Genomic DNA, 26,985 nt, shown 5'->3' on the forward strand with positions numbered 1-26,985 from the left:
ATACCCATTTTTACCTCTTGTATTTTTGCTAAATTAAGCCTAAATATGCGCAGCAAATTCGCACTGGAGCTATCATGCAAAACTCGGCTTTAATCATCCTTGATGATATTACTGATTGGCAACCCTACTACCCTAGCCAATCAACTGTTACCGCTAGTGAATACTTACTTCAACAGTCAAGTAAAACGCGCACGCAAATTCTAAATTTATGTGGTGACCTGAGCTATTTATCAACCGGTTACTACGTTAGTCTATTGGCTGAAGCACGCGGTCAGCGAGTCTTACCTTCAGTGATGACCATTAACGACCTAGCGAACTTTTCTCATTACCAATTGCTGTTGGCCAATACTGATAAACAACTCAATAAGTTCTTAGCTAAAGCTGACAGCAGCAGTTCCTTTAAAGTATTGATTTGCTTTGGACAAAGCGAGCATAGCTTGCTTAATAATTTTGCGCGGCAAATATTTGACCGTTACCCATGTCCGATTATTTGGGTCGAGTTTAGCTATCAGGGCCGTTGGTTTATTAATCAGTTACATGCCGGTAGCTTGGCTGATTTAAGTGATCAGCAACAGACATTTTTTGGTAATTCACTTGATAGCTTTAGCAAGCGCGTCTGGCGCAAAGCCCGCACACGTAAAGAATATCGCTACGATTTAGCTATTTTGCACGATCCTGATGAGCCTATTCCTACCAGCGATAAAAAGGCGCTGCAAAAGTTTATTCGGGCGGCAAAAGATGCCGATATTGAAGCTGAGTTGATTACTGCTAATGACTTTAATCGGCTATTAGAGTTTGATGCTTTGTTTATTCGAGAAACGACTCGGATCAACCATTACACCTATCACTTTGCCAAGAAAGCAGAGGCTAATGGCATGGTGGTTATTGATGCACCCCACTCCATCTTGCAGTGCGCCAATAAAGTGTTCTTAAAAGAATTGCTCGATAAGCACGAGATACCTACGCCTCGCACTGAACTATTATTGAGCCAACAAGCGATTGACTACGAGAAGATCGGTGAGCGCTTGGGCTATCCGGTGGTGTTAAAAATTCCAGATGGGTCATTTTCTATTGGTGTCGAGAAAGCAGAAAATGCTGAAGAATTTAGGCGTGTAGCGCTAGAGCTGTTTAAAAAATCGACCATCTTGCTGGTTCAAGAGTTTGTCAAAACCGATTTTGACTGGCGCATTGGCGTCCTCAACAATCGCCCGATTTATGCTTGCAAATACTTTATGGCACGTAATCATTGGCAAATTTACAACCATGCCAGTAGCACCAGTCGTGCTAAATCGGGTGGTTTTGAGACCGTAGGCGTGCATCAAGTACCTCGGGATGTGGTCAAAACAGCCCTGCAAGCAACACGCTTAATTGGGGATGGGTTGTATGGAGTGGATATGAAACTCAGCAACAAAGGGCCGGTAGTAATAGAAATTAACGATAACCCGTCCATCGACTCGGGAGTTGAGGATCTTCTGCTTGGTGATGAGTTATATCATCTTATTATGCGCGATTTTGCCCGGCGTTTAGATGAAAAATAAATCAACCGCGGCGGCGGCGACCACACGCAACAGCAGCGCTTGGCACATTCGCCAAGCACTGTTGGCTGATGTACCTGCTCTAGTCGCCCTAGAACATCAAGTGTTTGACTATAGCAGAATTGGTCGAGCTAGTTTTCGACGTTTGGTTCAGCGCCCTAGCGCTCGAGTCTATGTTGCTTACAATGATGGCCAGCAACTGTTGGGATATTATTTGTTGTTAACTCGCAAGAACAGCCGCAAGTGGCGCATTTATTCTATTGCCACTGCGGCAGCTGCACGTGGTACGGGTCTTGGCAAAGCCTTGCTCCGTCACGCCATGCACTTAGCGCAGCAAGCCGGCGCTAGTGCGCTGAGTCTTGAGGTACGTACCGATAATCATGCAGCTATCGGGCTCTATCAAGCGCACCACTTTGCGGTCGTTGATGTGCTGCCGGGATACTATGATGATGGTGACAGCACTGAGGCCAGCAACGACGGCTACCGAATGCAAGTGACTTTTGCCGAATTAGCGGATTAACCCTGAGGGTGGTCAATATTCTGTGTCAGCCAAGTTTTCATAGGTCTATAAATCAGGAAAGTCAGTAAAAATCCCGTCTACACCCAGTTCAGTCAACGCTTTTTTTAGCTCTTCATAGGAAGCAAACCCTGATGGCAGTTGATCTGCTCGCAAGGTATACACGTGCACTTTTAAACCTGCTTGATGAGCGTGTGGCACCACTTCTCGCCAACGCCAGCGTTGGGCAGCTGCTAACCATGACGACTGAGCTGTTGAGGATTGTGCAGTGGCGGCCGGTGCTAACGCATCCGTGCTTTGCACCGCTGGCCCTTGATACAAATGGTCAAGCCATATGCCAACACCATCGGCGTACGAACTCAATGTTTCTAGGCCAGCAGCCGTTAGCATAAGATTGTAATCGACCGAGCTTTGGTTCCAACGATTGTCAGCAATCAATTGAATCAGCGGAATCTCAGTCAAAAATTCGCGCTTCAAGCGGCGCAAAACTTCAGGGTCAAAACTTTGTAAATAAATGGGAGTTGCGGGTACAGGATCAGTATAACCGTACTTACCTAGCACTTGCATCACTGCCGCGGGTAGGTCGTAGTTCTGTTGCTGATGCCAAGGCGCATTCTTTAGTTCAACATAGATGCCGGTATTGCGCTTAAAACTATGGTTTAAGCCTTGCACCAATTCAATACTTTCAGCTAATGACATCACCCTAAAGCGCCCTTTATTGTGAGGAAAGCGCGCAGGATATTGTTGCTTAGCGGAGCCTTTTGCGCCGGCTTTAGTATGCTCACTACGTTCATGAAAATTAAGCTGCTGCAGTTCTGCGAAGGTAAAATCTAATGCATAGTAGTGACCATTAGGGCGCTTTTTATCTGGAAAAACCTCAGCAACATTGCTCACCGCGTCTAATTGCAAGTCATGTAATACCACGGGCACATGATCACGGGTTAAAACCACATCTTGTTCAATATAGTCCGCACCCTGGGCAAATGCGATGGCAACCGCAGCCAAACTATGCTCCGGTGCGTAACCAGATGCACCGCGATGAGCGATGATGGTTAAAGGCGCACCTTTCTTAACTGACTCGGCCGCTGCTTGCGGTTGATTCTCAGCTTCATAAATCGCGGCATAACTAGGCAGAATAAAAAGACTCAGAAGGCCCATCCAAGTGACTGCCAAAGCTGGCAATGCTTTCACGCTTGTCGATACCATACCTTATCTCCCTGGTCGCGATAGCGAGCTAACAACTCATGGATAGGTTCAGGCTGCAGCGCGAGTCCACGCTGCTGCAAATAATCATCGTTGTACAACTTACTCGCTGAACGCTCACCCAAATCACAAGCAAAAGTTACGATGGTTTTACCTGGACCATGCAACGCCGCAGCTTGCAAAGCGCCGGCAACGTTCAAACAAGAGCTACTACCCAGTACTAAGCCTTCCGTATCCCGAATATAGCGCGATAAGCTCACGAGGTCTTGGTCAGGTAAGTTTACGGCAGCGTCTATTCGTGCTTGCTTGAAGTTTTCGACCAAACGCATGATACCAATGCCCTCGGTAAATGAACTTCCTTGGCTGATGTACTCACCTTGTTTTAAATAGCTGTAGATACCTGAGCCATCCGGGTCCGCTAACCATACTTGCAGATCTGGATTTTGCTCTTTTAAGTACATGGAGTTACCTGCAATGGTGCCACCGGTACCGGCTACCGAAACAAAAATATCCACTTGCCCGTGAGTTTGCTGCCAAATTTCGGGCCCGGTCATCAGGTAATGCGCTCTGGCGTTGCTCGTATTTTCGAACTGATTAGCCCACCAATAATCCTCACGGCTTTCAGCTAAGCGACGCGCCGTATGATAAAAGTGATTGTCATTTTTGAAAGGCACTGGGTCCACGGTTTTTAACTGGGCGCCGTGTAGAGTAATCATGCGTTCTTTTTCTTTCGACTGGTCGTTTGGCATCACTGCCAACATTTTCAAACCAAACGAACTAGCAACCAATGCTAAGCCGATTCCGGTATTACCTGCGGTACCTTCAACAATGGTCATACCCGGCTGTAATTCGCCGCTGGCTAGGGCATCTTTAATAATCTGCAATGCCGCTCTATCCTTTATCGAGCCACCCGGATTTTGTGATTCTAATTTCACTAAAATCTCACAGCCGGTTAACTCGGATAGACCATTCAAACGCAGCATATCGGTTTGTCCAATCAAATCAGCATTACGTTTTGCTACTTTCATGATGGCTCCTTACTTCTTTTCACTTTTAGTTTAGTGGCTGCATTTGATAGGCGTCACCCTCACACAACCAACGCAAGCGACACTGTGCTGATTCGGCTTTGATGCATTGCTTTAATACTAGTGCATTGGCTCCAAACTCTGCAGCCGCTTGCTTTAACTGCAACAAAGCTTGCTGCTGGCTCGGTTCTTGGTTCCAAAAATGCGCTTGGCAAGATTCGCCAGCAACAGCGCCTAAACTCGTAAAACTAACATCAGTGCGAGATAACTCGTAAGGTCGAATAAACTCAACCGTATCCTGCAGCTGTTGCTGCTGTGCTGTGGTATCAGGGACGGGTGCGGCGCAACCACTGATGGCAACGACTAGTGCCAGCATCAAGCTTAACCCTATGGCATGAATGATATTCATCACTACTCCTATACGAGTAAGTTAGTTTGCAACCAAATCTGTTGACTTATCATAACGTGAGCTACGCAGCGCATACAGTCATTGCGGCTAAATTAATCTAGTTTATTTGATTATATCTTAGTGCAATCACTACTAACAAAGACCTGTTGGCAAGCGGATCGCTGCACTGTCATGGTGCGAATTCGCCTATTCTCCGGGTAGTCGTGCTCGATTTGTGAGCAACGCGTTATCTTCCTTTATCTTCATCTGCACCTCACTATTTCTCGCCACGCCCCACCGCAACAGCACGCGCTGATTTTTTCTAAAACTTGGCACATGGCTTGCAACAGGATGTATGAACTCAGTAAACCTTTATTCACCTAAACAGGAGCTACACCATGCAACTTGTTATTGCAATCATCAAGCCCGCTAAGCTAAGCGACGTGCGTGAAGCATTAGCTGAGCTTGGTTGTCAGGGCATGACCATTACCGAAGTGCGAGGCTTTGGTCGGCAAAAAGGGCATACCGAATTATATCGGGGCGCTGAATACCGCATCGATTTTTTACCCAAATTACGGATTGATCTTGCCGTGACCGACGAACAACTAGAAAACGTGGTGGAAACCATCCGTGATGCAGCTTTTACCGGTAATACTGGCGACGGCAAAATTTTTGTCTGCCCACTGACCCATGTGATTCGTATTCGCACTGGCGAAACTGACCGCAGTGCTATTTAGGAGAAACCGACAATGACAGTCACCGATTTAAGTTACGCTCTTAATACTTTTTATCTACTGGTAAGTGCTGCCCTAGTCATGTGGATGGCAGCTGGATTTGCCATGCTAGAAGCAGGTCTCGTACGCAGCAAAAACACCACCGAGATTCTAGTTAAAAACATCTTACTTTATGCGATTGCCTGCCTCTGCTATTTACTTATCGGTTATACGCTAATGTACGGCAGCCCAGATGTCACCGACTTTGCGCCACAGGCGAACTTTTTCTTTCAAGTCGTTTTTGTGGCAACCGCTATGTCGATTGTATCTGGTGCAGTTGCCGAGAGAATGAAATTAACTAGTTTTTTACTCTTTGCAGTCGTCATGACTAGCTTCATTTATCCTATTCAAGGGGCTTGGAGTTGGGGTGGCGGGTTTCTAGCTAACGCTGGCTTTATTGATTTTGCTGGCTCGGGTATTGTTCACCTTGCCGGCGCCGCAGCTGCGCTAGCTGGGGTGTTACTACTCGGCCCACGCAAAGGTAAATACGGACACAGCGGCAATATTTATGCCATTCCTGGCGCCAATATGCCTCTTGCAGCCCTTGGAACCTTGATTTTGTGGTTAGGCTGGTTTGGTTTTAACGGTGGTTCTCAACTAAGCATTGTCGGCCAAAACAACAGCTCTGCGGTAGCTCAAATTTTTGTGAATACTAATACCGCGGCAGCAGCGGGAGCTCTTGCCGCATTTCTGCTGGTGCGTATCATCTGGCGTAAATCAGACCTGACTATGATCTTAAACGGTGCTCTCGCTGGGTTAGTAGCTATCACTGCTGAGCCAAGTGCTAGTTCAGCGATAACCGCTAGCCTCATCGGCTTGGGTGCTGGGGTGTTGGTTGTGGTTGCCATCATTGGGCTTGACCGAGCTCATATTGATGACCCCGTTGGTGCCATTTCTGTTCATGGGGTTTGCGGCATCTACGGCCTACTGATGGTCAGCATGACCCATCCTGAAGCCACTTTACTAACTCAGCTGTACGGTATTGCGGTGATTTTTGCTTGGGTGTTTAGCCTAAGCCTACTTATTTGGTGGCTATTGCGGGTCACCATGGGCATTAGAATAAGTGCCGAACACGAATACAGCGGCGCCGATATTGCTGATTGCGGAGTTGAGGCCTACCCTGAATTTGTTTACGGCAAAACCAAGTAACGATAACGCCCTGTAGGAGCTCTCCTACAGGGTATTGTTATTATAGTCTTGCATAAAAATCTGCCAAGTTGCCATAAACAAAGCAGCAATGAGTGGCCCAATCACAAACCCATTAATACCAAACAGAGTAATTCCGCCTAGGGTAGAAAACAACACAATGTAGTCGGGTAACTTGGTATCTCGGCCCACCAAAATGGGGCGTAACACATTGTCCGCTAAGCCAATAATAATGGCGCCATAGGCAAGCAAGATGGTGGCGCTTATCCAAGCTCCGGTGGCATATAAATAAAGGCTAACCGGCAGCCAAATAAGTGCTGCTCCTACCGCAGGAATCAGCGATAAAAACGCCATAATAACGCCCCACAACAAGGGGCCAGGAATATCCAAAATCCAAAAGATGATGCCGCCAAGTGCTCCCTGTACGATGGCCACCACGAGATTACCTTTTACCGTTGCTCGCGTTACTTCAACAAACTTTTGAAATAACTGATGCTCACGTTCATCCCCTAGCGGCAAGGCTTTAATTAACAAACGCCGTAACTTACGGCCATCTCGTAATAAGAAAAATGCCAAGTACATCATTAAGGCAGTACTGATTAAAAAGCTAAAGGTGTTTTGCCCAATCACCAACGATTCTTTGGCAAGATACTTGCTTACCGCTTGGATAGCACTGACCACTTGTTCCCGAATATCATTAGGATTAATACCCAGCTCTTCTAGCGCTTGGTCTACAAACGGATAAGCATCCCGCAGTTGCTGCAAGATAGCACGCGGGTCAATTTCACCGGAATCTAGTTGCTGGTAAAACTTGAGGCCTTCTTGTACAAACGCAGTAGCTAAAAAAACCAACGGTAACACCACTATGGTCATGCAAATCAATAGGGTGATAAATGCATGGGTATTAGGATAATGACCAAATTTAGCGCGTAAGCGCAACTGCAACGGAGAAAAGATAACAGCAACGGCACAAGCCCAAAAAATAGCGGACCAAAAGGGTTCGAGAATAATACCAAAGGCGAAGGTCACTGCTATGAGTAAAATAATAAAGGATCTAAATTCTAATTTTTCTCGCATGGTTGCGCCTTGTTGGGTAAAAGAATACAGTTAATATTGGCAATATTCCTTGAGATGAGCAAGCTATGAAAACAATAACAGACCATTTAGCCGGCTATGCTGCGTACCATCGCGATCGCAGAAACATATACACTCACTTGGTAGGGATTCCGATGATTGTTATCGCTATCGAGATCTTACTGTCGCGACCCAGCGGTATCATCATGGGGGTACCACTCTCCCCTGCTATTCTTGTCAGTGCCCTAGCTGCACTCTTCTATCTTAAATTAGATGTGTTTTTAGGAGTACTGATGACGTTGCTGCTAGGCTTAGCCGTATGGTTAGGCAGCCATGTTGCCTTGTTACCTACCAGTGCTTGGCTCAGCTGGGGCATCGGCTCATTTGTGATCGGCTGGGTATTTCAGTTCATTGGCCATTATTACGAAGGACGCAAACCAGCATTCGTAGACGATATTATGGGCTTAGCTATCGGGCCTTTATTCGTCGTTGCTGAAGTGGTTTTCATGCTCGGTTTAAAAAAACCACTGCATCAGGCCATTGAGGCAAGATTCAGCTCGTGACTGCAAAGGGGAATGTCAGCATCAGCTCGACGATCCCCCGGCTGCTGCTGAATGGTTCTGCAAAAAGACTTCAAGTTCGTTGATGGTCATTGGGCGTGCATAAAAATAACCTTGAGCCCGGTTGCAACCAATCTCACGAAAGTAATTAGCCATAGCCGCCGTCTCAACGCCTTCTATGACCACTTGTTTGCCAATTTCCTGGCAAATGGTAACCAGCATGGTCACAATTCGCGCCTGTTTAGCATCTACCAGAACATCTTGCGTGAACGACCGATCAAACTTAATACAATCAGCCGGTAGCTGGTACAGATAAGATAGACTTGAATAACCGGTACCAAAATCATCAATAGCAATACTACATCCCAGCTCGGTTAACGATGCTAAGCTGGTTTGCGAACCTGCCGAGTGCTCAATAAAGTCACTTTCTGTGAGCTCAAGCACTAGCTTGTTTGCGTTAACTCCATAGCGCTGCAACTGAACCTCCAAGAAATCAGCAAATGGATAACGCTTTAATTGCTGCGATGATACGTTTATCGCCACAGTCAGTGATTGTAAGCAGCTATGGCTCCCTATATCGGCTAATACCTGCTGTACCACTAATTCACCTAGTTGGATGATTTGACCGGTTCGTTCTGCAATAGGAATAAATACAGCGGGTGAAATATGGCTACCGGTGTCGGTTTGCCAACGAACTAGACTTTCAACACTAACGATGGCTCCTGTTTGGAGATCAATAATCGGTTGATAAACTACTTTCAGCTGGCGTCTATCCAGGGCTTTCTGAAGTTCATTTCGAATGGATACTATGGTGCGATAATTATCTGCCATTTCTTCCACAAAAAAGCGATAGGTGTTGCCACCTGCTTGCTTGGCTGCCGACATAGCTACATCGGCTAATTGAATCAGCTGTTGTTGCGACTGAGCGGCAATGGCCGTATGAGCAATCCCAATACTCGCGGTAAGATGTAATTCAAATCCTTCCACATCAATTTGTTGACGCACTGCAGCTAGTAAATTTTCTGCTAGGTGTTGAGTTTGTTGCTCGTCTAACTGGTCCGAAAATACAATAAATTCATCACTACTGAAACGAGCAATAGAACAGTTAATTGGGCACTGCCGGCTGATCCGAGCGCCGATAATCTTTAATACTTGATCACCTAACGAGTGGCCTAAACTGTCATTAACTGGTTTAAAACCATCAAGATCAATAAATAAAATCATGCTTTGATTGTTGGCTTGCGCAAAACTCGAGTTCATAGTTTCGCGCAGGGCATCACGACGTAATAGCCCCGTAATTTCGTCGTAGCGCGCTAACTGGTAAAACCGACTTTTTTCATGACGTAATTGTTTGGACCTATCTGCCGCTAAAATAAAAGTGAAACAGAATGCCAAGCTAGCCCACAAAATTAGTTGGTTTAGTTGGGCAAAGCCACGCACGCTTGCTTGGCTTGTTAAAAAAGCAACAAAATTCAGTTTGGCGTTGTAGGTGACGGGGGCTAACCTACTCAGATAATAAGGAAACTGTTGCTGTAATTCATTTAAAGTGAAAGTTTTGAAGCTAGCCGCATCAAGAGGAACCAACACCTCTTGAGTTAATTGGACATATGTATCTAACCCAGGAAAACCGCGTAAATAATCTAAATTTGTGATCCGTTGAACGTTTATCAACGCCACCACCACCAGCGGTTCGGCAGCTACTGCTGGCAACGGAACCTTGATTAATAACAACGGCTGGGGAGTTTGCAGAGAACCGCCATGAAGGGTTCGTTGCACACTATTATCAGCATCCTGCAACCAACCTACAAACATATCGGTTTTAAACATATCCAGTTCGAGCGCACTATCACTCAAACCATGAACTTGCACTAGTTCACCATTTTGACGAAGTAATAACACCCCATCAATTAGAGGATAATCACTGCTAAGAGCTTCACCATCACGGCTGATAATAGCTGGCAATTCAGTGGCACTGGCTTGTAGCCAACGCTCTTGGGCGCGGCGGAACATCTGTGTGGTTGACTCTAATCTATCCACAATGGCTTGCGATACAGTCGCAATTTTCAGCTCGGCTTGGGTCGTTTCATGTTGCACATTAAAGAGCGTTAACACAAACCAAATGGCATAGCCGGCCTGCATCACCAAGGCTGCTATCAATGCAGTTTTGGATAAACGCTGCTGCTTATTTGATAGTTTGTATCGTGAATGAATCCATAGCGCTACTCCGCCTAATAGCACCACCACGCTTAGAATCGAGATAGTAATTGGATTAGCTGGTTTAAGCGCCAGGATAGGAAACCACAATTGCAGTTGCATGTAGCAACCACCAAGCATCGCCGCCACGGCTGTAAGGCGCCAAATCATACGACCGCTAGCACTTGTTGCTTGCACCACAAAGGACACTGCTGCCCCCATGATTAAACTGATGATCAGCCCCATTGGGGCACTAGCTAATAATTGATTATCTCCCGCAATCACCAAGTAGAAACTGATAGCGCCAGTAGCTAACAATAAGATACCACTCAAACGCGCCCACCAACGCCATTGCAGCAGCGTAAAGAAAAACCCAAAGGAGACTAATAAACAAGCTGTTGCTAACGGTAAAGGGATAAGATGGAGGAGCAGATCCGATTGATAAACCAGCGCTTCGACCAAGCCCAACAAGCCGACGATCCAGAACAAACTGGTAATAGTGATATACACGGCTGCGGCCGCGGTACGGCTGAAATAATCAATCTTCATAAATGACCTATTACATTAGCTCCAAGCCAGTACTTGCGTGACCAATTTACCAATGCCCACGTCAGCTTCAGCGACCGATTGCGCCAGCATATAAGCAGGCGTCGTTACTACCTTGTGTTCCGCATCCACCACTATGTCATCTACTGTGCATTCAATATGTTCAGCTCCCATTTGCTGCAAGGCAGCCGCAGTATCAGCATCGTTACCTATCGTTAACTTAATTCCAGCCGGATAAACTAGAGGAAGCAGCGCAGGGGCAATACACATGTATCCAGCCGGCTTGCCTTGCTCCGCAAACTCAGTACACACGCGTTTTACCTCAGTATCAAGGGTTGCAGCAGCGCCTTGCAGCGCAAAATCACACAAGTTTTTCGCCACCCCGAAGCCTCCTGGAATAATCAATGCATCAAATTCCTCTGCCTGCAATTCTGTCAGTGCCTGCACCTCGCCTCGGGCAATCCTTGCTGATTCTTGTAGTACGTTCCGTGAGCTAGCTTCGGTAGCTCCTGTCAGATGGTTTAATACATGATGCTGGGGTTTATCAGGGGCAAAGCATTGGTAGCTGGCGCTAGCTTTCGTTAAATGCAGCAAAGTTAACACCACTTCATTAATTTCACTGCCATCAAAAACACCGCTACCAGCTAGTATCACTGCAACTTTTTTCATCGGCTCCTACTCCTTTATGCTGTTATCACCGTATAAGATAGCTGATAGATTGATTGTTATTAAAGCTGAGATCAAGGGTGAATCATGTTGTTACGTATTACGCTACTAGTTTTGACTGTGCTATTAGCTGGCTGTTCTGGGTCGGATTGGCGCACCGCATCACGTGAGCCAGCCGGATTGGCTGTCGACCCAACTCAACATCCAGAGGCTGTGATCGAAGTTTACGCGGCTGATGCTTTTGGTTGGCGCGGCTGGTTTGCCGTGCATACCTGGATTGCCGTGAAGCCAGAAAATGCCCGTGAGTATACCGTACATGAAGTGGTGGGCTGGCGCGTGGATAGGGGGCAACCGGCACTCTACAGCTATCAAACCCCTACCCCAGATCGTTATTGGTACGGTGCTAAGCCAGAAAAATTATTAGAACTAAGAGGTGCTAATGCAGCTCAGTTGATACCGCAAATCGCCGCAGCGGCACAGCGTTATCCATGGGCCAATGAATATACCGCAGTGCCTGGACCTAATAGTAATACCTTTCCGGCTTGGATTGCGAAACAAGTACCCGAGCTTGGCTTGCAGTTACCCTTCAGTGCCATTGGTAGCGGCTATGCCGACAAGGATCCGAACAACGCTGATTAGTTCAGCTTAATTCTAGCTTGAACATAGCAAAACTTGCTAAATAAGGGATAATAGCCACCTAAATACATTCTTTTGTTGGTTAGGTGGCTACCCATGGAAATTAAAGTTAACTTTCTCGATAACTTACGGCTTGAGGCGAAGTTTGATGACTTCACCGTAGTGACCGATCAACCGATACGGTACAAAGGTGATGGTTCAGCTCCTAGCCCCTTTGATTATTTTCTTGCCTCTTCAGCCATGTGCGCTGCCTATTTTGTGAAAGTTTATTGCCTATCCCGCAATATTCCGACCGATAACATTCGTTTATCACAGAACAATATTGTTGACCCTGAGAATCGCTACAACCAAATTTTTAAAATCCAAGTTGAGCTACCAGAAGATATCTCAGACAAAGATCGCCAAGGTATTTTACGCTCTATCGATCGTTGCACCGTCAAAAAAGTAGTGCAAACTGGGCCTGAGTTTCAAATTGAGGTGGTGGAGAATCTGGATGAAGATGCTCAAGCCTTATTAATGGGTGCCCCAGAGGGTGGCAGCCTGACTTATATTGAAGGTAAAGATCTACCTTTAGAGCAAACCATTGCGAATATGACCCAGATCCTTGCTAATTTGGGTATGAAAATAGAAATCGCTTCGTGGCGCAATATAGTACCGCATGTTTGGTCGTTACATATTCGCGATGCAGCCTCTCCTATGTGCTTTACCAATGGTAAAGGCGCCACCAAAGAAAGTGCCCTAGCCTCAGCCTTAGGTGAATTTATTGAGCGTCTGAACTGCAACTTCTTTTACAACGACCAATATTTTGGTGAAACCATTGCTAACGCAGATTTTGTGCACTATCCCAATGAACGATGGTTTCAGCCTGGACCAAACGATGAGTTGCCAGAAGGGCTACTTGATGAGTATTGCTTAACGATTTATAACCCAGATGATGAACTCCTTGGTTCTCATCTAATTGACACAAACTCAGGACGCCGTGACCGTGGTATCTGTGCTTTGCCCTATGTGCGCCAGAGTGATGGTGAGACTGTTTATTTTCCTTCAAACTTAATTGAAAATCTCTACCTAAGTAATGGTATGAGCGCCGGCAATACGTTACCAGAAGCTCAAGTACAATGCTTATCTGAGATTTTTGAACGGGCGGTCAAAAAGTACATTATAGAAGAGGAAATTGCGCTACCTGATGTGCCCGCTGAAGTGCTGGCTAAATATCCAGCGATTGTTGAAGGTATTCAAGCATTAGAAGCACAAGGCTTTCCTGTGTTGGTGAAAGATGCATCGCTGGGCGGACAATTCCCGGTCATGTGTGTCACCTTAATGAACCCCCGCACTGGTGGTGTGTTTGCCTCCTTTGGCGCCCATCCTAGTTTGCATGTGGCATTAGAACGCAGCCTTACCGAGTTGTTGCAAGGGCGTAGTTTTGAGGGCCTGAATGACTTTATGCCTCCTACCTTCAATTCGATGGCGGTAACTGAACCCAATAACTATGTCGAGCATTTTATCGATTCTTCTGGGGTCATTTCATGGCGCTTCTTCAGTGCCCGCAGTGACTACGAGTTTGTTGAATGGGATTTTTCTGGCAGCAATAGCGAAGAGGTTACAGCGTTATTTGGTATTTTAGCTGAATTAGGACTAGAGGCGTACATGGCGGTGCATACCGATCTTGGTGCTCCAGTCTGTCGCATCTTAGTGCCCGGTTATTCTGAAGTTTACCCCATTGAAGATTTAATTTGGGACAACACCAATAAAGCGCTAGATTATCGTCATGATATTCTAAATCTACATCGTTTAAGTGATGCTGAATTAACCGATTTAGTGGATCGTTTAGAGGCCAGCCAGCTAGATAACTACATGGATATCATTACCCTGATTGGGGTTGAGTTTGATGAAAACACGGTCTGGGGTCAATTAACCATTTTAGAGCTAAAAATCTTGATCTACTTAGCATTAGGCCGTTCAGAAGAAGCTTATGATTTGGTTGAAGCCTTTTTGCAATACAATGACAACACCGTGGCCCGCGGTCTCTTTTATCGCGCTGTAAGTGCCGTGTTAGATATCACTTTAGATGATGAGTTAGAGCTGGCCGATTATTTACCAAATCTACAACGCATGTTTGGTGAAGAAACCATGGCTGCGGTTGTCGGTAGTGTCGATGGCACCGTGCGTTTCTACGGCCTCACCCCAACTAATTCTCAATTAGAAGGGTTAGACCGTCATTTACGCCTCCTAGAAAGTTATCAAAAACTGCATAACGCACGCGCAGCTGCTGCTGCTAAACTGAGTTGAGGCCAGCAAGGGAATTAACCAAAGGAATACCCCATGTTCGCGATTAAAGAGGCCTACCAAGCCGGATTATTGCAAGCTAGACATTGGCCACAGAATATTCTGGCTGGGGTTATTGTTGGTATTGTGGCGTTGCCGCTAGCGATGGCCTTTGCTATCGCTAGTGGAGTTAAACCCGAGCAAGGTATCTACACCGCGATCATTGCCGGCATCATCGTCTCCCTAGCCGGTGGTTCTCGGGTACAAATAGCAGGCCCTACCGGGGCCTTTATTGTTATTTTGGCTGGAATCGTCGCTGAACATGGCATCGTTGGCTTACAAGTGGCCACGATGATGGCTGGTGTGATCTTGCTCATCTTAGGAGCAGCTAAACTCGGTAGCATCATTCGTTATATTCCGAACCCAGTGATTATTGGTTTCACCAGCGGTATTGCAGTGATTATCTTTGTAGGACAGTGGCAAGAGTTTTTTGGGGTGACCGCTGTATCTGCTGAACATTTCCATCAACAGTTCTGGGGCTTGCTACAGCAATTACCTCAGCTTGACCTAGCCACCACTGGTATCGCGATAGCCGCACTTCTAGCAGTACTGGTGACTCCCAAAATGCCATATTTAAGAAAAATTCCCGGACCTTTAATCGCTCTGGTGCTGGCTACCCTGCTACAGCTGATATTCAATTTTGCCAGCGTACGAACTATTGGCTCCGCCTTTGGTGGCATTCCGCAGGGGTTACCAGAATTTAGCTTGCCTCAGTTAAGTTTCAGCCAGATAGTGACACTTATTGGGCCAGCATTTGCCATCGCCATGTTGGGTGCGATTGAATCTCTATTATCAGCGGTTGTAGCTGATGGCATGGCAGGAACCAAGCACCACTCTAACCAAGAATTGATGGGCCAAGGTGCTGCTAACATCATTGCTCCCTTGTTTGGCGGTATTGCTGCAACGGGTGCCATTGCCCGTACGGCAACTAATATTCGTAACGGCGGTAATAGTCCGATTGCAGGTGTTGTACATGGCCTAGTGTTGGTGATCATTTTGCTGGCGTTAGCGCCACTGGCAGATGCTATCCCTTTAGCAGCGCTCAGTGCCATCTTGTTTGTAGTGGCATGGAACATGAGCGATGCTCCTCACTTTCTTAAAATGCTGCGCCGTGCTCCGCGCGCTGATATCGCCATTTTATTAATCACGTTCTCACTCACCGTGTTTGCAGATCTGGTGGTAGCTGTGAACATTGGAGTCATCATTGCCATGTTACATTTTGTGCGGCGCATGGCTAGCAGTGTGGAAGTGAAAGCTGAGACTCAACCAGAATTGGCACCCGCTTTGGCGCAGCATCAATTAACCGAATTACCCCCAGGAATTTCAGTTTATACCCTTGAAGGACCGTTCTTTTTTGCTGCAGCAGAAACCTTTGAGCGCACCCTTGGCGCGATTCATGCACGCCCACATATATTGATCCTTCGGTTTAAGTGGGTGCCCTTTATGGATATTACGGCACTACAAACCTTAGAAGAAGTCATTCAGCGCTTTCAACGTCAACATACCCAAGTACTCATTTCGGGCGCTAATGAACGGGTGCTTAAAAAACTTGAACGAGCTGGGATTGTTACTTTAGTAGGAGCTACTTCGGTGTTTAGCAATTTTGAACCGGCTTTAGCTAAAGCGCTGGCAGAATTACCCACCAGCGCCGAGTCACGTCATTAATTATTACCTTGGCCGCCCGTTAACACATCATTGAGGCTACCTTGGCCACGGCTAGGTTTACTAATACCACAAGGGCTACCAGTGTCACCACAACCGACGCCGTTAATGCGTGAACCAATGGAGCGATTGTCATAGCTACCAGAAGCATCAATCTGGTCAATCAAACGACCTAACTGACTACGATAACGATTTGCTTCGGCTGTGACGCTAATACGTTCCATAGCTTGTTCTGCCGCTAATAAGCTTTTGCCTTTAGCGGAATTCATCAGTTCGGTGCCTTGTAGCTGTTGGTTCACTTGTTTTAAATGGTTACGCGCTTCCGTATGGCCGGTGCGCGCTAATTTTGCATAGAGCTCTGCCGCTGCAGGAAGATCTTGCTCAACCAACGTACCAGTATGCTGCAACCTTGCCAGTGCATACATAGCACTCACTAAATTTGCCTCGGCAGCTGCTTGTAACAGCGGTAATGCCTGTAATTGTTCGGCATTATCAGTACTGCCCAGTAGCTTAACGGCTTTATCATATTGGGCTGGTGCATAGCCTTTTTCTGCAGCTCTATCTAACCACAGCTGAGCTTGCTCAGTATTTTGTGGTAACACAAAACCACGCGCATACCAATCAGCCATCACAAACATCGCCAATGGATTCCGTTTACGTACACTATGCTCGATAAACTCTTTAGCTTTACCGAGATCTTGCTCGACTCCATCACCACTGGCATAAGCTAAAGCAACGACAGCTGCCGCATCGCCACTACCTTTTCGGGCCAAACGCTCAAGTTCCGAGAGCTCTTTATCACAATCACCGCTTTTGCAGATAGAAACAGCTTCAGTGGAGGCAGCTTGGCCATCAACCCGAGGCACAGCGGAAGCTGCACTGAACCAAAATTGACTAGCTAGGATACTTAGCGAACTTACGGTGACTAATAACACACGAGACATAGGAGCAAACCTTTTGGTTACTGATGATGCTAACGATTACGCAACAATGTAGCATTTAGGCCACAAGGCATACAGGTGCGCATGGTAACCATTTGTAAAAGTTGTTACAGAAAGCACCACAAAAAAGGCCCTTAACCTATTTAGATTAAGGGCCTTGTTAACTCATATAGAGCTATCGCTTAGCTGCTAAGCTAAGAAAAAATCAAGAAATAAGCCACAGCTGCAATGAGTACCGGCGACAGTATACCGGCAACAAAGCGGAATAATTTAATACACCAATTCGGGCATTCTTTTTCTAACTCAGCTCGAATAACCGGCCAAATACGCCAGCCAACAAACACCGCAGCTAACATACCACCTAATGGCATCAATAAATTCGATGCAATAAAATCCATTAAATCAAACGGCGTTTTGCCAAACAGACTTAAGTTATCTGCTGCGCCACCAAAACTCAACGCCGCCGGCACCCCAAGCAGAAGGAAGTTAACGGCAGCAACCCATAGAGTGGCTTTCTTACGCGACACCTTGTATTCATCAATCAAAAACGCCACTACCGGCTCTAGAATAGAAATAGCTGAGGTGATTGCTGCAAATAACAACAATAAGAAGAAAATGATGGCAAGGAACTGCCCACCTGCCATCTGTGCAAATAATGCTGGCATAGTAATAAAAGTTAAGCCGGGGCCCGCAGCCGGGTCAACGTCAAAGGCGAAGACCGCCGGCAAAATCATCAAGCCCGCTAAAACCGATGCTAAGATAGCTAAAAAAGCAATCCACAGGCCTGAGTTGATCACCCGTGTTTCTGTATTTAAATAAGAGCCATAAGCTATCATTAAGCCAGCTCCTACCGATAATGAGAATACCGCCAAACCGAGGGCGTCTAACACCATCCGGATGCTCAGTTTGCTCCAGTCAGGTGTAATTAAATAGAGTAACCCGTCAATAGCGCCGGGCAATGTTAAACTGCGCACCACCAAAAACAACATCAATACAAACAACGTTGGCATCAATATCTTACAAATTCGTTCGATACCAGATTGTACCCCAGCAATAACAATACCAGCTGTAATAGATAGGAATAAGAAGGTATAAACTAGTGCAGGCAAAGGGTCGCCAATAAATTGTCCAAAGGCGGCTTCAAGTGCAGCCCCGTCAGTTGTCAGTACATCGCCTCGCACGGCTTCAAAAACGTAAGCAATGGTCCAACCACCGACTACTGAATAAAAGCCAAGAATCAAAAAGACACAGAGTACCGAGATCCACCCTGCTACATGCCAATAACCGCCGCCTAAAGCTCGATAGGCTGAGGTCGCTGATTTGTTAGCGCGACGGCCAATCATCATCTCCGAGAGCATCATCACGGCACCCACGGTAAAGACGCAGGCCAAATAGACCAATAAGAACACCCCGCCACCATTTTGGCCGGCAATGTATGGAAACTTCCAAATGGCGCCTAGGCCCACCGCAGACCCCGCTGCAGCAAAGATAAATCCTATTTTTGATCCCCAAGATCCGCGGTTATCAGTCATTACCGACATAGCTATCAACTCTTTGTTATTGTATTTATTATGTGTATGGCAGTGCTTACTGCGCTTTATTGAGGCTACACTTTAGAGATTTTTTGCACGAATGAATAGACTTGTTTGATAGTTATCAAAGAAAAAAAGATGAGCAACGGCTAAGTGCTGTCAATAACCGTTAAAATCCTGTCGGGTGCGTAATCAATAGAGCGTTCCAGCTCATAGGTTAATTGCCTTCGCCTGAGCTTATTTTTTGTCGATATGAGCGAGCTAATAGCGGATCTTGATTTTGTTTACGGAATGAGGGATTCACACGATTTCCAGAGCAAGTCAGGATTACTCGCACTACTTGCGGCAACGGGTAACGGTATAAGACTTCAAACAGGAAAGGGCCAAGTATCTGTTTCCAACTCATCACGCTCTCTTCCCAAAGGCAATCTATCGAATTGGGCTTAATCGCTACTTATCACCGCCACTAACCATAGCAGACGTGGAACATTTCAGAATTTAAACGGAACGTACAAAAAAGTCTGGTGGCGTATGAAAAAAAGCCCAGACGGGACAAACGAGAAGCCTACTCACATGATTACGCTCATGAAAACGTTCACCTGAACTCTTCAAATGTTCCGGCAAAACTCATTGGCGCGTTCCGTCTCGCTCACAGAATGTTCCAAAAGCTCCGCATACCCACCGAGCAATATTTCCTTCTGCTATACTCAAGTATAAGTATAAAAAGAGACCTGAGTCATGCCTTACTGCCGCACCGAATTTAAGCTTGTGAAGCCAGAGCAGGTTAAAAACGTGCTGTCTACTTTCACGAGAGAATGCTTTGTCGGTGGCCGTGCAGCTTATCAGCTAGACGATGGCTCTTACTCCATTGATGCCGGGGAAAATGATATTCGGGCTATCTATGACCAAGAAAACACCGTCGTTAAATTTTTTTGCCGCTACCAACGGGATATGAACTTTTACGATAAGAAACTGATGGCTTTTGCCACCAAGCATGGCATTGACACCAAACCTTGCATCATTTCATCTGAATATTGATCTGCTACTTGTCTTGATGTGAGAAAAAAAGCTCCACGAGGGCGAAGCTTTGGATTTAAATTAATTGGAAATATTGTACCGTATTGATGTCCCACACCCTTCGCCATAATCTAATGACAAAAAAGTATGATTTGCCGTTTTTTCATCAATGTTAAACCAAGCCACTGCCGGCGTTTTTCAAGGTAGTTGACACTTTTTTCTCGTTTAAGCAGCCTGTTTTTCTTCCTGCTTAACTGGCTTTTTCTCAGGGTTTAATGTTGTTGGCCCGACTGGCTCACAATTGCGTATATCGCGCTTACCCCATCGACTTGGATTTGCTGCTTTTGCAGCCTCCATGCACCGTTTCCGTTGAGCCAAGATGGCTTTGTCTTGGCCGGTGTGACGTTGATGAGGCGTCACAAAGTTTAATTGACTGTGTTTGTGCTCGTAGTTGTACCAGCGTGTGAACTTTAACACCCACTGTCGTGCTTCATCGAGGCTCTTAAAGCCACTTGATGGCCATTCTGGCCGGTATTTGCAGGTTCTAAATAGCGACTCTGCAAACGGGTTGTCATTACTTACTCGCGGGCGGCTGTATGAGGTGGTCACACCTAGCTCATATGCTTTAGCCCGCATCGTCTGTGACTTCATCGGCGCACCATTATCAGAGTGCAACACTAAGCCTGTGTGTAAGCAGTTTTCACGCAACAATGTGCGTTGTAAGAGTTCAGCCGCGAGCTCGCCGGACTCCTGCTCGTGAACTTCATCACCAACGATTTTGCGACTAAACAAGTCTTCGAGCATGTACCAATAATAAAAGTGCCCACGTACAGCGCTCGGTAAATAGGTGATGTCCCAGCAGAACACTTGCCCAGGTCCCGTAGCTTCAAATGTCTCCGGCGCTTTATGGCCCTTAGGCGCTGCACTGCGACCGCGATGATGCAATTGACCATGTAGCTTCAGCACCCGGTAAAAAGTTGATTCGGAGCCATAATAAAGGCCCTCATCAAGCAACGTTGGTACAATCTGCGTCGGCGGCAAACTGGCAAAGCGCTTCTCATTGCTGACGTTTAATATAATCGCCTGCTCAGCCACCGAGAGTTTGTTCGATGGCTCCGGACGAACAGCATCCGGACGTTTGTCCGCAAGCACTTTGCCATCCTGATACCAACGCTTATAAGTACGTAAACTGATACCGGCTTCTTCGCAGGCCAACGGCAACCGAGCACCTGATTCTTTTGCTTCACGTATCCACGTTACATATTGTGTGCGCTCTGAGACCGAGGTCAATCGTCCTCGCTGTCGTTCTCCCAAAGCGCATCCAGCTTTTTTCGCAATACTAGTAATGCTGCGGTCTCAGCCAATGCTTTTTCTTTATGGCGAAGCTCGCGCTTAAGTTGTTTAATCTCTTTGCGATCTGCTTTGCGTTGCTGCCTAGCTTCGAGCTCTTGCTCGCGTGAACTTGCAAAGCCTTTTAGTGAGTCTGCTTTCCACGCTTTGACTTGCTCGACATAAAGTCCTTTAGCACGGCAGTATTCACTGAGCTCTGCTTCATTCAAAGCGCCTGTTTCGATAACGACAGCAAGCTTTGCTTCTGGTGACCATTGGTCTGGTGTTGGTTTGTTTCCTGGCACGGGTCGACCCTGTAATTTGGCTTTATCGCGCCAATTATACAAAGTTTGCTGGCCAATGCCCTCAACTCGAGATACTTCTGCTACCGTCATATTTAACGGCGGTAATAATTTACTGAGAACTGCTTGCTTACGTTCTTCTGAATAGCGTGGCACAATCAAACCTTAACGCCCCAACTGGTTAATTTTTAAGTAGTGTCAACTATCCTGCCAGAGGGGGCTGCTTTGCTCTCTTCAACTGTGGCTCTTAACGGAATAGAAAAAACAGCATCGCCGTCGTCACTTATTTCCTTGTGCAAGATAACACTTTCTAGTCTTTCCCCCTCAATTTCACGGGGCGCATTTAAAACGACGGTTAGCAAAGCGTCATTCTTAGTAATTTCTATTTGAACAAGACTCTTGTACTTTTTGCTTTGTTCGAAAACAGACTTCTCACTAATTACACAATTTGTTGCATTGCAGCCGAAACTAATAAGGCTAACTAAAATTAGAAAAGTAAGCTTAATCATGGGAATACCTGACTCATAACGTGATCTGGATTTGTAACTTGTTTGTGTTTTGGTAGGTTTTTGTAGGACATTCTTTGACCAAAACTACCAAACCGATAAGGCACAAATCCGATATGTTTAGGGTGTGTTAATCCAGCATTGTGCAAAGATTCATGTCCAATTGTAAACTTGGTACTTTGCCTGCCCCGCGAGGCGAGGCTTTGGATTCAAATGTTTTAACTTTAATGTTGCGCTCTACTCTTTTTCTTTACTACTATCGTCTTTTGCGATTAAAAATGCCCACACTACATATATTGAAACAGCGATTTCTATTGCTACAATTGCCAAAAACGATAATGGTTCAGCATCAAACTCAATGGTTTCTCCACCTTTAAGCATTAACTCGCCATTAATAAGTCCTAAAATTGCATGGCCTACTAATACAATTGAAGCTATTAGTGAAACCCATTTTTTTGAGCTCATAACTATTTTTGCCTTTCGTCGTCATTGTTTTGAAGTACTTCAACCCCTGAACTAACAACAGTCCCGACAGCTTTATCGACAACATAATTGTACGCTTGAGCTTTGAGGCTCCCGCCTCTACCTGCGTGAGTCTTTTCAGCCTGAACACCAGCAGCATTACCAGCCAAATCACCCGATAAACCAGCCGCATCTCCATCAAAAACTAGAGCCGCAGTGTTAATAGCCGTTGAAACTGCTTGCGCTTGAGGTATTGGTACATAGCCTAGTTTATCACCCAGATTCTGGACAGGTTTACTAGTTAAAATATCAGTAGTTCCGTGTGCAACATCCATTCCTATTTGCTGTGCAGCATTTCCCATATCTTTCGCAAAATTTTGGTTCCCTTGTGTAGTAGACTCATAACCAAATGCTTTAGCCATCATCGTACTTAAGTCAGGTAATTCAATTACGGGGTGTGCAGTTCTTCCATCAGGATCATTGTACTTATAGGGATTATTATTCCCATAGGTATATCTGCCAAAGCTATCGATATTGTTAGGATCAAATCCAACCGGATCATTCGAATAAAACCGCCCTATAACTGGATCATAGTATCGTGCCTGCATATAACTCAGGCCTGAGTCATTATCGTACTTATGGCCAGTGTATCCGATGTCGTCGCTTGGCGCTTCGTAAGTGTCACCAAAAGGTTGGTAATGCCGGCGACTCTCTACCCTTCCTGTGCTGTTGGTTCGTGCCACCGGGCTGCCCAACCTATCTGTATGGATAAAGGTGGTTGTTGCCTGGCGGTCCTCAGCGATAAGCTTGCTACCAAGGTAAATGTAGTTCGTTTGAACGCCGTTATCTTCGCTCAATAACAGCTGCCCCGACTGGCTGTAGAGATAGTAGCGGGTATCACCATCGCCCGCCACCTTAACGCGGCGGTTGTGGCCGTCGTAGGTATAGCTCTTGCCAAGCGCTGCGGTCATCTGGTTGGCTAGGTTGTAACTCATCTCAACATGGCTGTTGTTGGTGATGTTGCCCAGTGCATCATAGTCAACTGATGCATTACCCGCCTTACGGTTGCCCGACGTACCAATGAGTCGGTCAAGGCCGTTGTTATAGCGATAATCAACGGTGAACGGTTCACTGCGCCCCGGTACGGTCAAGGTTTCGCTTTCCAGCGTACTAGAAACCGCCAAAGCCAACGGCCTGATACTGGTAGATTACCTTATGGCTCTATTCAAGCAATTACCACTGATAAGCGATGGAGATGATCTTGAGCACCTACTACCGTGGAATATCTCGTTAAGCATGAATACGGTGGCAACGGAGTAAAACAGGTTCACCTCAGCGACAATTATCTTGCCCGGTGAGGTTCGGGTATGAAAACTTCGCTGACACAGAATATTGAACACCCTCCTACTTGGCCTCCCGCCGCCGAATGAATGGACGCATTTGAGTTTGCAACGCTAAATCCACTATTCGTTAGCGCGGCCATGCACAAATGGTTACAGCACCATTGCGGTACGAAAGTAGTCTGGGCATTTGAAGTACGCGGATAACATCAGCCATAAAGGCTTTAAAGATGGTGGCCCCTCCCAGATTTGAACTGGGGACCAACCGATTATGAGTCGGCTGCTCTAACCACTGAGCTAAGGGGCCATACGAGACATGGTTGTTAACCTATGCGATTAACAAAGCGGGCGCAAGTATATGAAATTTCGACCCGCTTGTCATGACCCTTGCCGAGTTTTTTATAAGGTTAAATGGTAGAAATCAGCTGCGTTTTGAGCAAAGACTTTGTCGATAGCTTTCGTATCGCCTAGGGCTTCACACACAGTCTCAATATCGCGCACATTAAATGGCCGTTCTGCTCGGGTTGAAGGCAAATCTGTACCAAACATTAAACTGTCTGGATTAACGCTATAAATAGCCTTAACAGCTTTGGCTACGTCTACTTCAGTGCGACCAAAACCACTCGCTTTAATCTTAACCCCATGCTCGGCGAGCTTTTGCACTTGCGACAAACCTGACCGAGCCATACCTAAATGGTCTATCGAGGCCTTCGGCAATTTGATCAATTTCGGCACCACTTCATCGAGTTCGCGGCTATCAACATACATTTCAAGATGCCAGCCAGCGAGATCCCATATCCTCTTCCCAAAATCTACTAGATTATCTAAACCACTGACCACGCCACGTTTTAAATTAACACGGATACCGCGAATACGATGCTCACGCAGTTTCAAAATTTCGGCATCGGAGACTGAACTCGGTAAATTAGTGATACCCACAAAATTCGGTCCCATGGCTGCTAAAGCGGCCTTCAAGTAATTCTGGTCAAAACCTTGCACCGAGCCAGAGACAATCACCCCACCTACGATGTTAAAATGCTTAGTACGATGCAGGTAGTCTTCAATCAAAAACTGCGATGGCAAAAAACCTTGATTCTCGATTAAAGGAAATGCGTCATTGTAGATATGAAAGTGCGCATCAACAATGCGTCCTGGTTGCTGGGTTACGGTTTTACTCTGATCTATATCGATCATGATTCATCCTTTTCAGCGAAGTTGCCGCTATTTTAGCAAATTTAGCCGCAAAAATAAAAAAAGCCCTAGAGCTAGCTCTAGAGCTTCTTATGACCGATATAAATCTCAGTCGTTCCGTGTTATTCGTCCAAGAAGGATTTCAACTGTTCTGAACGACTTGGATGACGCAATTTACGAAGCGCCTTAGCTTCTATTTGACGAATCCTCTCACGAGTTACGTCAAACTGCTTACCTACCTCTTCCAAGGTATGATCGGTATTCATATCAATCCCAAAACGCATCCGTAGAACTTTCGCTTCGCGCTGAGTTAAACCACCTAGCACCTCGCGAACGGCATTACGTAAGCTTTCTGAAGTAGCCGAGTCCACTGGTAAATCAAGGGTAGTATCCTCGATGAAATCACCTAAATGTGAATCTTCATCATCACCGATAGGAGTTTCCATTGAGATCGGCTCTTTCGCAATTTTCAGAACTTTGCGAATCTTATCCTCAGGCATCACCATACGTTCGGCAAGCTCTTCCGGACTTGGCTCACGCCCCATCTCTTGCAACATTTGACGTGAAATACGATTGAGTTTATTGATAGTCTCAATCATATGCACAGGAATACGGATGGTACGGGCTTGGTCAGCAATTGAACGAGTAATCGCCTGACGAATCCACCATGTAGCGTAAGTTGAGAACTTATAACCACGGCGATATTCAAACTTGTCAACGGCCTTCATCAAACCGATGTTCCCTTCCTGAATGAGATCAAGGAACTGCAAACCGCGGTTGGTGTATTTTTTCGCGATGGAAATAACCAAACGTAAGTTAGCTTCAACCATTTCCTTTTTAGCACGACGCGCTTTGGCTTCGCCAATCGACATGCGACGATTAATATCTTTTACTTTGGCAATAGTTAACCCAGTTTCAACTTCAACTTCGGCTAACTTATGAATACAACGTTCTACCTCTGGTTGTAGCTCTTGTAAGACGGCCGAGTAGGCCTCACCTTCTGCAATCGCTGCTGTTAACCAGCTGGTACTATTTTCGTTACCGGCAAAAACCTTCATGAATGAGCGTTTTGGCATAGCCGCTTGCTCTACACACATCTTCATGATCAAGCGCTCTTGCACTCGCACTCGATGCATCATGTCACGCATGTCTTTAACTAAGCGATCAAACTGCTTAGGTACTAAGCGGAACTGCTTAAACAATTCACTTAAGGCTTCAATTTCAGTGCGGGCCTTGGCGTGCTCACGACCATGCTTGCTGATAGCAGTACGAGTTTTTTCGTACTGTTCACGTAATTCGGCAAACTTTTGACGAGCAAACTCAGGATCTATACCGCTATCAGAGCTATCGTCATCGCTATCGTCGTCTTCATCGGCATCATCATCATCGTCTTCAAGCTCGTCTTCGCTTAATTCTGAGCCGATGTGAGTAGCACTAACCGGCGCTGCATCCACTTCGTTAGGATCGATAAAACCAGAGATAATATCGGTTAAGCGCATTTCTTCCGCTTCACACGAATCCCATTGCTCTAGCAAGAAGTTGATGGCTTCAGGATATTCTGCTACTGAGCACTGAACTTGGTTAATCCCATCTTCAATACGCTTAGCAATGTCAATCTCGCCTTCACGAGTTAACAGCTCAACGGTACCCATCTCACGCATGTACATACGTACGGGGTCAGTGGTGCGACCAAGCTCGCCGTCAACGCTTGCTAAAGCTTGCGCAGCAGCCTCTGCCGCATCTTCGTCGGCGGTATCTTCGCTCATCATCAATTCATCGGCATCAGGGGCACTTTCGAACACCTGAATACCCATATCATTGATCATGCCGATGATGTCTTCGATTTGATCCGAATCAACGATCTCAGAAGGAAGGTGATCATTCACTTCTGAAAAAGTGAGATACCCTTGCTCTTTGCCTTTGGCAATAAGAAGTCTGAGTTGTGATTGACGACTCTGCTGCATACAGATCTACCACCTGTTATTAAATAGAAAAGTAACCGGTCTTCACTTCGGCGACTTAATTAATGTATGACCACTACCTTAATTAAATAAGTGCGTGAGGTGTAAAATTCAAGACCGGAAATTGTAGCAGATACTGTCGTTTTGAGCCAGAA

24 protein-coding genes and 1 tRNA gene are annotated in these 26,985 nt (G+C 46.0%); 10 read left to right on the forward strand and 15 right to left on the reverse strand.

All coding sequences use genetic code 11. From position 1 onward, the window contains the following. The first annotated feature begins 74 nt into the window (after positions 1-74). Positions 75-1,538, forward strand: coding sequence for a RimK family protein (locus tag ACQ661_RS06365; protein WP_153826203.1), 1,464 nt, complete (start codon positions 75-77; stop codon positions 1,536-1,538). Then, on the forward strand, positions 1,528-2,055 hold the full coding sequence (locus ACQ661_RS06370; RefSeq protein ID WP_431667970.1) for a GNAT family N-acetyltransferase: 528 nt from the start codon (positions 1,528-1,530) through the stop codon (positions 2,053-2,055). Before ACQ661_RS06365 ends, ACQ661_RS06370 begins: the two co-directional genes overlap by 11 nt. A gap of 45 nt (positions 2,056-2,100) precedes the next feature. On the opposite strand, the gene glpQ is transcribed toward ACQ661_RS06370, so the two are convergent. From glpQ to rcsF, 3 genes are read right to left on the reverse strand one after another with little or no spacing between them, the layout of a single operon-like run. Further along, the gene (glpQ, locus tag ACQ661_RS06375) at positions 2,101-3,258 is read right to left on the reverse strand and encodes a glycerophosphodiester phosphodiesterase (RefSeq protein WP_202912507.1); all 1,158 of its coding nucleotides are present in this window, start codon (positions 3,256-3,258) and stop codon (positions 2,101-2,103) included. Next, complete coding sequence (locus ACQ661_RS06380; protein ID WP_153826205.1) at positions 3,240-4,283, reverse strand: cysteine synthase A; 1,044 nt, start codon at positions 4,281-4,283, stop codon at positions 3,240-3,242. The genes glpQ and ACQ661_RS06380 overlap by 19 nt, the downstream gene beginning before the upstream one ends. Positions 4,284-4,308: 25 nt before the next feature. After that, positions 4,309-4,689: an Rcs stress response system protein RcsF gene (rcsF, locus tag ACQ661_RS06385; protein ID WP_431667972.1), complete on the reverse strand. Its 381-nt coding sequence runs from the start codon at positions 4,687-4,689 to the stop codon at positions 4,309-4,311. A 377-nt stretch (positions 4,690-5,066) separates the two neighbouring features. Here rcsF and ACQ661_RS06390 point away from each other — a divergent pair, with 377 nt between their 5' ends. Beyond that, positions 5,067-5,405, forward strand: a complete 339-nt coding sequence (locus ACQ661_RS06390; protein ID WP_110075831.1) for a P-II family nitrogen regulator — start codon at positions 5,067-5,069, stop codon at positions 5,403-5,405. Between the two features lie 12 nt (positions 5,406-5,417). Further along, the gene (locus tag ACQ661_RS06395) at positions 5,418-6,590 is read left to right on the forward strand and encodes an ammonium transporter (protein ID WP_110075832.1); all 1,173 of its coding nucleotides are present in this window, start codon (positions 5,418-5,420) and stop codon (positions 6,588-6,590) included. A gap of 24 nt (positions 6,591-6,614) precedes the next feature. Here ACQ661_RS06395 and ACQ661_RS06400 read toward each other — a convergent pair whose 3' ends face one another. After that, positions 6,615-7,664, reverse strand: coding sequence for an AI-2E family transporter (locus tag ACQ661_RS06400; protein ID WP_153826208.1), 1,050 nt, complete (start codon positions 7,662-7,664; stop codon positions 6,615-6,617). 65 nt (positions 7,665-7,729) lie between these two features. Between ACQ661_RS06400 and ACQ661_RS06405 the strand changes: the two genes are divergently transcribed. Then, entirely contained in the window at positions 7,730-8,224 is a 495-nt protein-coding gene (locus ACQ661_RS06405) for a DUF962 domain-containing protein (protein ID WP_431667973.1), read from the forward strand. 21 nt (positions 8,225-8,245) lie between these two features. On the opposite strand, the gene ACQ661_RS06410 is transcribed toward ACQ661_RS06405, so the two are convergent. After that, positions 8,246-10,963 (reverse strand): putative bifunctional diguanylate cyclase/phosphodiesterase, encoded by a 2,718-nt coding sequence (locus tag ACQ661_RS06410; protein ID WP_431667975.1) that lies wholly within the window; start codon positions 10,961-10,963, stop codon positions 8,246-8,248. A 15-nt stretch (positions 10,964-10,978) separates the two neighbouring features. Next, positions 10,979-11,629 carry an isoprenoid biosynthesis glyoxalase ElbB gene (gene elbB / locus ACQ661_RS06415; protein WP_110075836.1) on the reverse strand — a complete coding sequence of 217 codons (651 nt, stop codon included), beginning with the start codon at positions 11,627-11,629 and terminating at the stop codon, positions 10,979-10,981. An 84-nt stretch (positions 11,630-11,713) separates the two neighbouring features. On the opposite strand from elbB, the gene ACQ661_RS06420 reads away from it, so the two are divergent. From ACQ661_RS06420 to ACQ661_RS06430, 3 genes are all read left to right on the forward strand, one after another. Then, a complete protein-coding gene (locus ACQ661_RS06420) occupies positions 11,714-12,265 on the forward strand; it encodes a DUF3750 domain-containing protein (protein WP_153826212.1) in 552 nt (183 codons plus the stop codon). 93 nt (positions 12,266-12,358) lie between these two features. Continuing rightward, positions 12,359-14,551 carry an OsmC domain/YcaO domain-containing protein gene (locus tag ACQ661_RS06425; RefSeq protein WP_313932808.1) on the forward strand — a complete coding sequence of 731 codons (2,193 nt, stop codon included), beginning with the start codon at positions 12,359-12,361 and terminating at the stop codon, positions 14,549-14,551. 33 nt (positions 14,552-14,584) lie between these two features. Continuing rightward, on the forward strand, positions 14,585-16,252 hold the full coding sequence (locus ACQ661_RS06430; protein ID WP_431667977.1) for a SulP family inorganic anion transporter: 1,668 nt from the start codon (positions 14,585-14,587) through the stop codon (positions 16,250-16,252). Here ACQ661_RS06430 and ACQ661_RS06435 read toward each other — a convergent pair. After that, entirely contained in the window at positions 16,249-17,193 is a 945-nt protein-coding gene (locus ACQ661_RS06435) for a tetratricopeptide repeat protein (RefSeq protein ID WP_431667979.1), read from the reverse strand. The genes ACQ661_RS06430 and ACQ661_RS06435 overlap by 4 nt on opposite strands. Before the next feature lie 191 nt (positions 17,194-17,384). Beyond that, complete coding sequence (locus ACQ661_RS06440) at positions 17,385-18,731, reverse strand: sodium-dependent transporter (RefSeq protein WP_431667980.1); 1,347 nt, start codon at positions 18,729-18,731, stop codon at positions 17,385-17,387. A gap of 729 nt (positions 18,732-19,460) precedes the next feature. Between ACQ661_RS06440 and ACQ661_RS06445 the strand changes: the two genes are divergently transcribed. Continuing rightward, the gene (locus ACQ661_RS06445; RefSeq protein ID WP_110075841.1) at positions 19,461-19,760 is read left to right on the forward strand and encodes a hypothetical protein; all 300 of its coding nucleotides are present in this window, start codon (positions 19,461-19,463) and stop codon (positions 19,758-19,760) included. 204 nt (positions 19,761-19,964) lie between these two features. Here ACQ661_RS06445 and ACQ661_RS06450 read toward each other — a convergent pair. The 4 genes from ACQ661_RS06450 to ACQ661_RS06465 all read right to left on the reverse strand — a co-directional run bounded on the left by ACQ661_RS06450 (position 19,965) and on the right by ACQ661_RS06465 (position 23,522). Continuing rightward, a protein-coding gene (locus tag ACQ661_RS06450; RefSeq protein ID WP_431667982.1) for an IS3 family transposase occupies positions 19,965-21,526 on the reverse strand; the annotation gives its coding sequence in 2 pieces (ribosomal slippage) (positions 19,965-21,073 and positions 21,073-21,526; 1,563 coding nt in all). A gap of 32 nt (positions 21,527-21,558) precedes the next feature. Then, entirely contained in the window at positions 21,559-21,879 is a 321-nt protein-coding gene (locus tag ACQ661_RS06455) for a hypothetical protein (protein ID WP_431667983.1), read from the reverse strand. A gap of 234 nt (positions 21,880-22,113) precedes the next feature. Then, positions 22,114-22,341 (reverse strand): hypothetical protein, encoded by a 228-nt coding sequence (locus ACQ661_RS06460; protein WP_153826217.1) that lies wholly within the window; start codon positions 22,339-22,341, stop codon positions 22,114-22,116. A 2-nt stretch (positions 22,342-22,343) separates the two neighbouring features. After that, positions 22,344-23,522, reverse strand: coding sequence for an RHS repeat-associated core domain-containing protein (locus tag ACQ661_RS06465; RefSeq protein WP_431667985.1), 1,179 nt, complete (start codon positions 23,520-23,522; stop codon positions 22,344-22,346). A 31-nt stretch (positions 23,523-23,553) separates the two neighbouring features. Between ACQ661_RS06465 and ACQ661_RS06470 the strand changes: the two genes are divergently transcribed. Continuing rightward, a complete protein-coding gene (locus tag ACQ661_RS06470; protein ID WP_238387086.1) occupies positions 23,554-23,658 on the forward strand; it encodes a hypothetical protein in 105 nt (34 codons plus the stop codon). A gap of 251 nt (positions 23,659-23,909) precedes the next feature. Here the strand turns inward: ACQ661_RS06470 and ACQ661_RS06475 are convergent. From ACQ661_RS06475 to rpoD, 3 genes are all read right to left on the reverse strand, one after another. After that, a tRNA-Ile gene (locus tag ACQ661_RS06475) sits at positions 23,910-23,985 on the reverse strand. 92 nt (positions 23,986-24,077) lie between these two features. Continuing rightward, on the reverse strand, positions 24,078-24,872 hold the full coding sequence (locus tag ACQ661_RS06480) for an amidohydrolase family protein (protein WP_153826772.1): 795 nt from the start codon (positions 24,870-24,872) through the stop codon (positions 24,078-24,080). A gap of 119 nt (positions 24,873-24,991) precedes the next feature. Beyond that, positions 24,992-26,833, reverse strand: coding sequence for an RNA polymerase sigma factor RpoD (rpoD, locus tag ACQ661_RS06485; protein WP_110075844.1), 1,842 nt, complete (start codon positions 26,831-26,833; stop codon positions 24,992-24,994). Between the last annotated feature and the right edge of the window lie 152 nt (positions 26,834-26,985).

The organism is Pseudidiomarina sp. WS423 (genome assembly GCF_050750165.1).
GTDB lineage: Bacteria > Pseudomonadota > Gammaproteobacteria > Enterobacterales > Alteromonadaceae > Pseudidiomarina > Pseudidiomarina fusca.

Bases quoted from the DNA above. Each gene is read 5' to 3' on its own strand.
- rcsF (WP_431667972.1), bottom strand. From the start codon at position 4,689: ATGAATATCATTCATGCCATAGGGTTAAGCTTGATGCTGGCACTAGTC.
- ACQ661_RS06380 (WP_153826205.1), bottom strand. From the start codon at position 4,283: ATGAAAGTAGCAAAACGTAATGCTGATTTGATTGGACAAACCGATATG.
- ACQ661_RS06410 (WP_431667975.1), bottom strand. From the start codon at position 10,963: ATGAAGATTGATTATTTCAGCCGTACCGCGGCCGCAGCCGTGTATATC.
- ACQ661_RS06455 (WP_431667983.1), bottom strand. From the start codon at position 21,879: ATGATTAAGCTTACTTTTCTAATTTTAGTTAGCCTTATTAGTTTCGGC.
- ACQ661_RS06430 (WP_431667977.1), top strand. From the start codon at position 14,585: ATGTTCGCGATTAAAGAGGCCTACCAAGCCGGATTATTGCAAGCTAGA.
- ACQ661_RS06405 (WP_431667973.1), top strand. From the start codon at position 7,730: ATGAAAACAATAACAGACCATTTAGCCGGCTATGCTGCGTACCATCGC.
- ACQ661_RS06460 (WP_153826217.1), bottom strand. From the start codon at position 22,341: ATGAGCTCAAAAAAATGGGTTTCACTAATAGCTTCAATTGTATTAGTA.
- rpoD (WP_110075844.1), bottom strand. From the start codon at position 26,833: ATGCAGCAGAGTCGTCAATCACAACTCAGACTTCTTATTGCCAAAGGC.
- ACQ661_RS06390 (WP_110075831.1), top strand. From the start codon at position 5,067: ATGCAACTTGTTATTGCAATCATCAAGCCCGCTAAGCTAAGCGACGTG.
- ACQ661_RS06445 (WP_110075841.1), top strand. From the start codon at position 19,461: ATGCCTTACTGCCGCACCGAATTTAAGCTTGTGAAGCCAGAGCAGGTT.
- ACQ661_RS06365 (WP_153826203.1), top strand. From the start codon at position 75: ATGCAAAACTCGGCTTTAATCATCCTTGATGATATTACTGATTGGCAA.
- elbB (WP_110075836.1), bottom strand. From the start codon at position 11,629: ATGAAAAAAGTTGCAGTGATACTAGCTGGTAGCGGTGTTTTTGATGGC.
- ACQ661_RS06470 (WP_238387086.1), top strand. From the start codon at position 23,554: ATGGCTCTATTCAAGCAATTACCACTGATAAGCGATGGAGATGATCTT.
- ACQ661_RS06440 (WP_431667980.1), bottom strand. From the start codon at position 18,731: ATGTCGGTAATGACTGATAACCGCGGATCTTGGGGATCAAAAATAGGA.
- ACQ661_RS06400 (WP_153826208.1), bottom strand. From the start codon at position 7,664: ATGCGAGAAAAATTAGAATTTAGATCCTTTATTATTTTACTCATAGCA.
- ACQ661_RS06420 (WP_153826212.1), top strand. From the start codon at position 11,714: ATGTTGTTACGTATTACGCTACTAGTTTTGACTGTGCTATTAGCTGGC.
- ACQ661_RS06370 (WP_431667970.1), top strand. From the start codon at position 1,528: ATGAAAAATAAATCAACCGCGGCGGCGGCGACCACACGCAACAGCAGC.
- ACQ661_RS06425 (WP_313932808.1), top strand. From the start codon at position 12,359: ATGGAAATTAAAGTTAACTTTCTCGATAACTTACGGCTTGAGGCGAAG.
- ACQ661_RS06395 (WP_110075832.1), top strand. From the start codon at position 5,418: ATGACAGTCACCGATTTAAGTTACGCTCTTAATACTTTTTATCTACTG.
- glpQ (WP_202912507.1), bottom strand. From the start codon at position 3,258: ATGGTATCGACAAGCGTGAAAGCATTGCCAGCTTTGGCAGTCACTTGG.
- ACQ661_RS06480 (WP_153826772.1), bottom strand. From the start codon at position 24,872: ATGATCGATATAGATCAGAGTAAAACCGTAACCCAGCAACCAGGACGC.
- ACQ661_RS06435 (WP_431667979.1), bottom strand. From the start codon at position 17,193: ATGTCTCGTGTGTTATTAGTCACCGTAAGTTCGCTAAGTATCCTAGCT.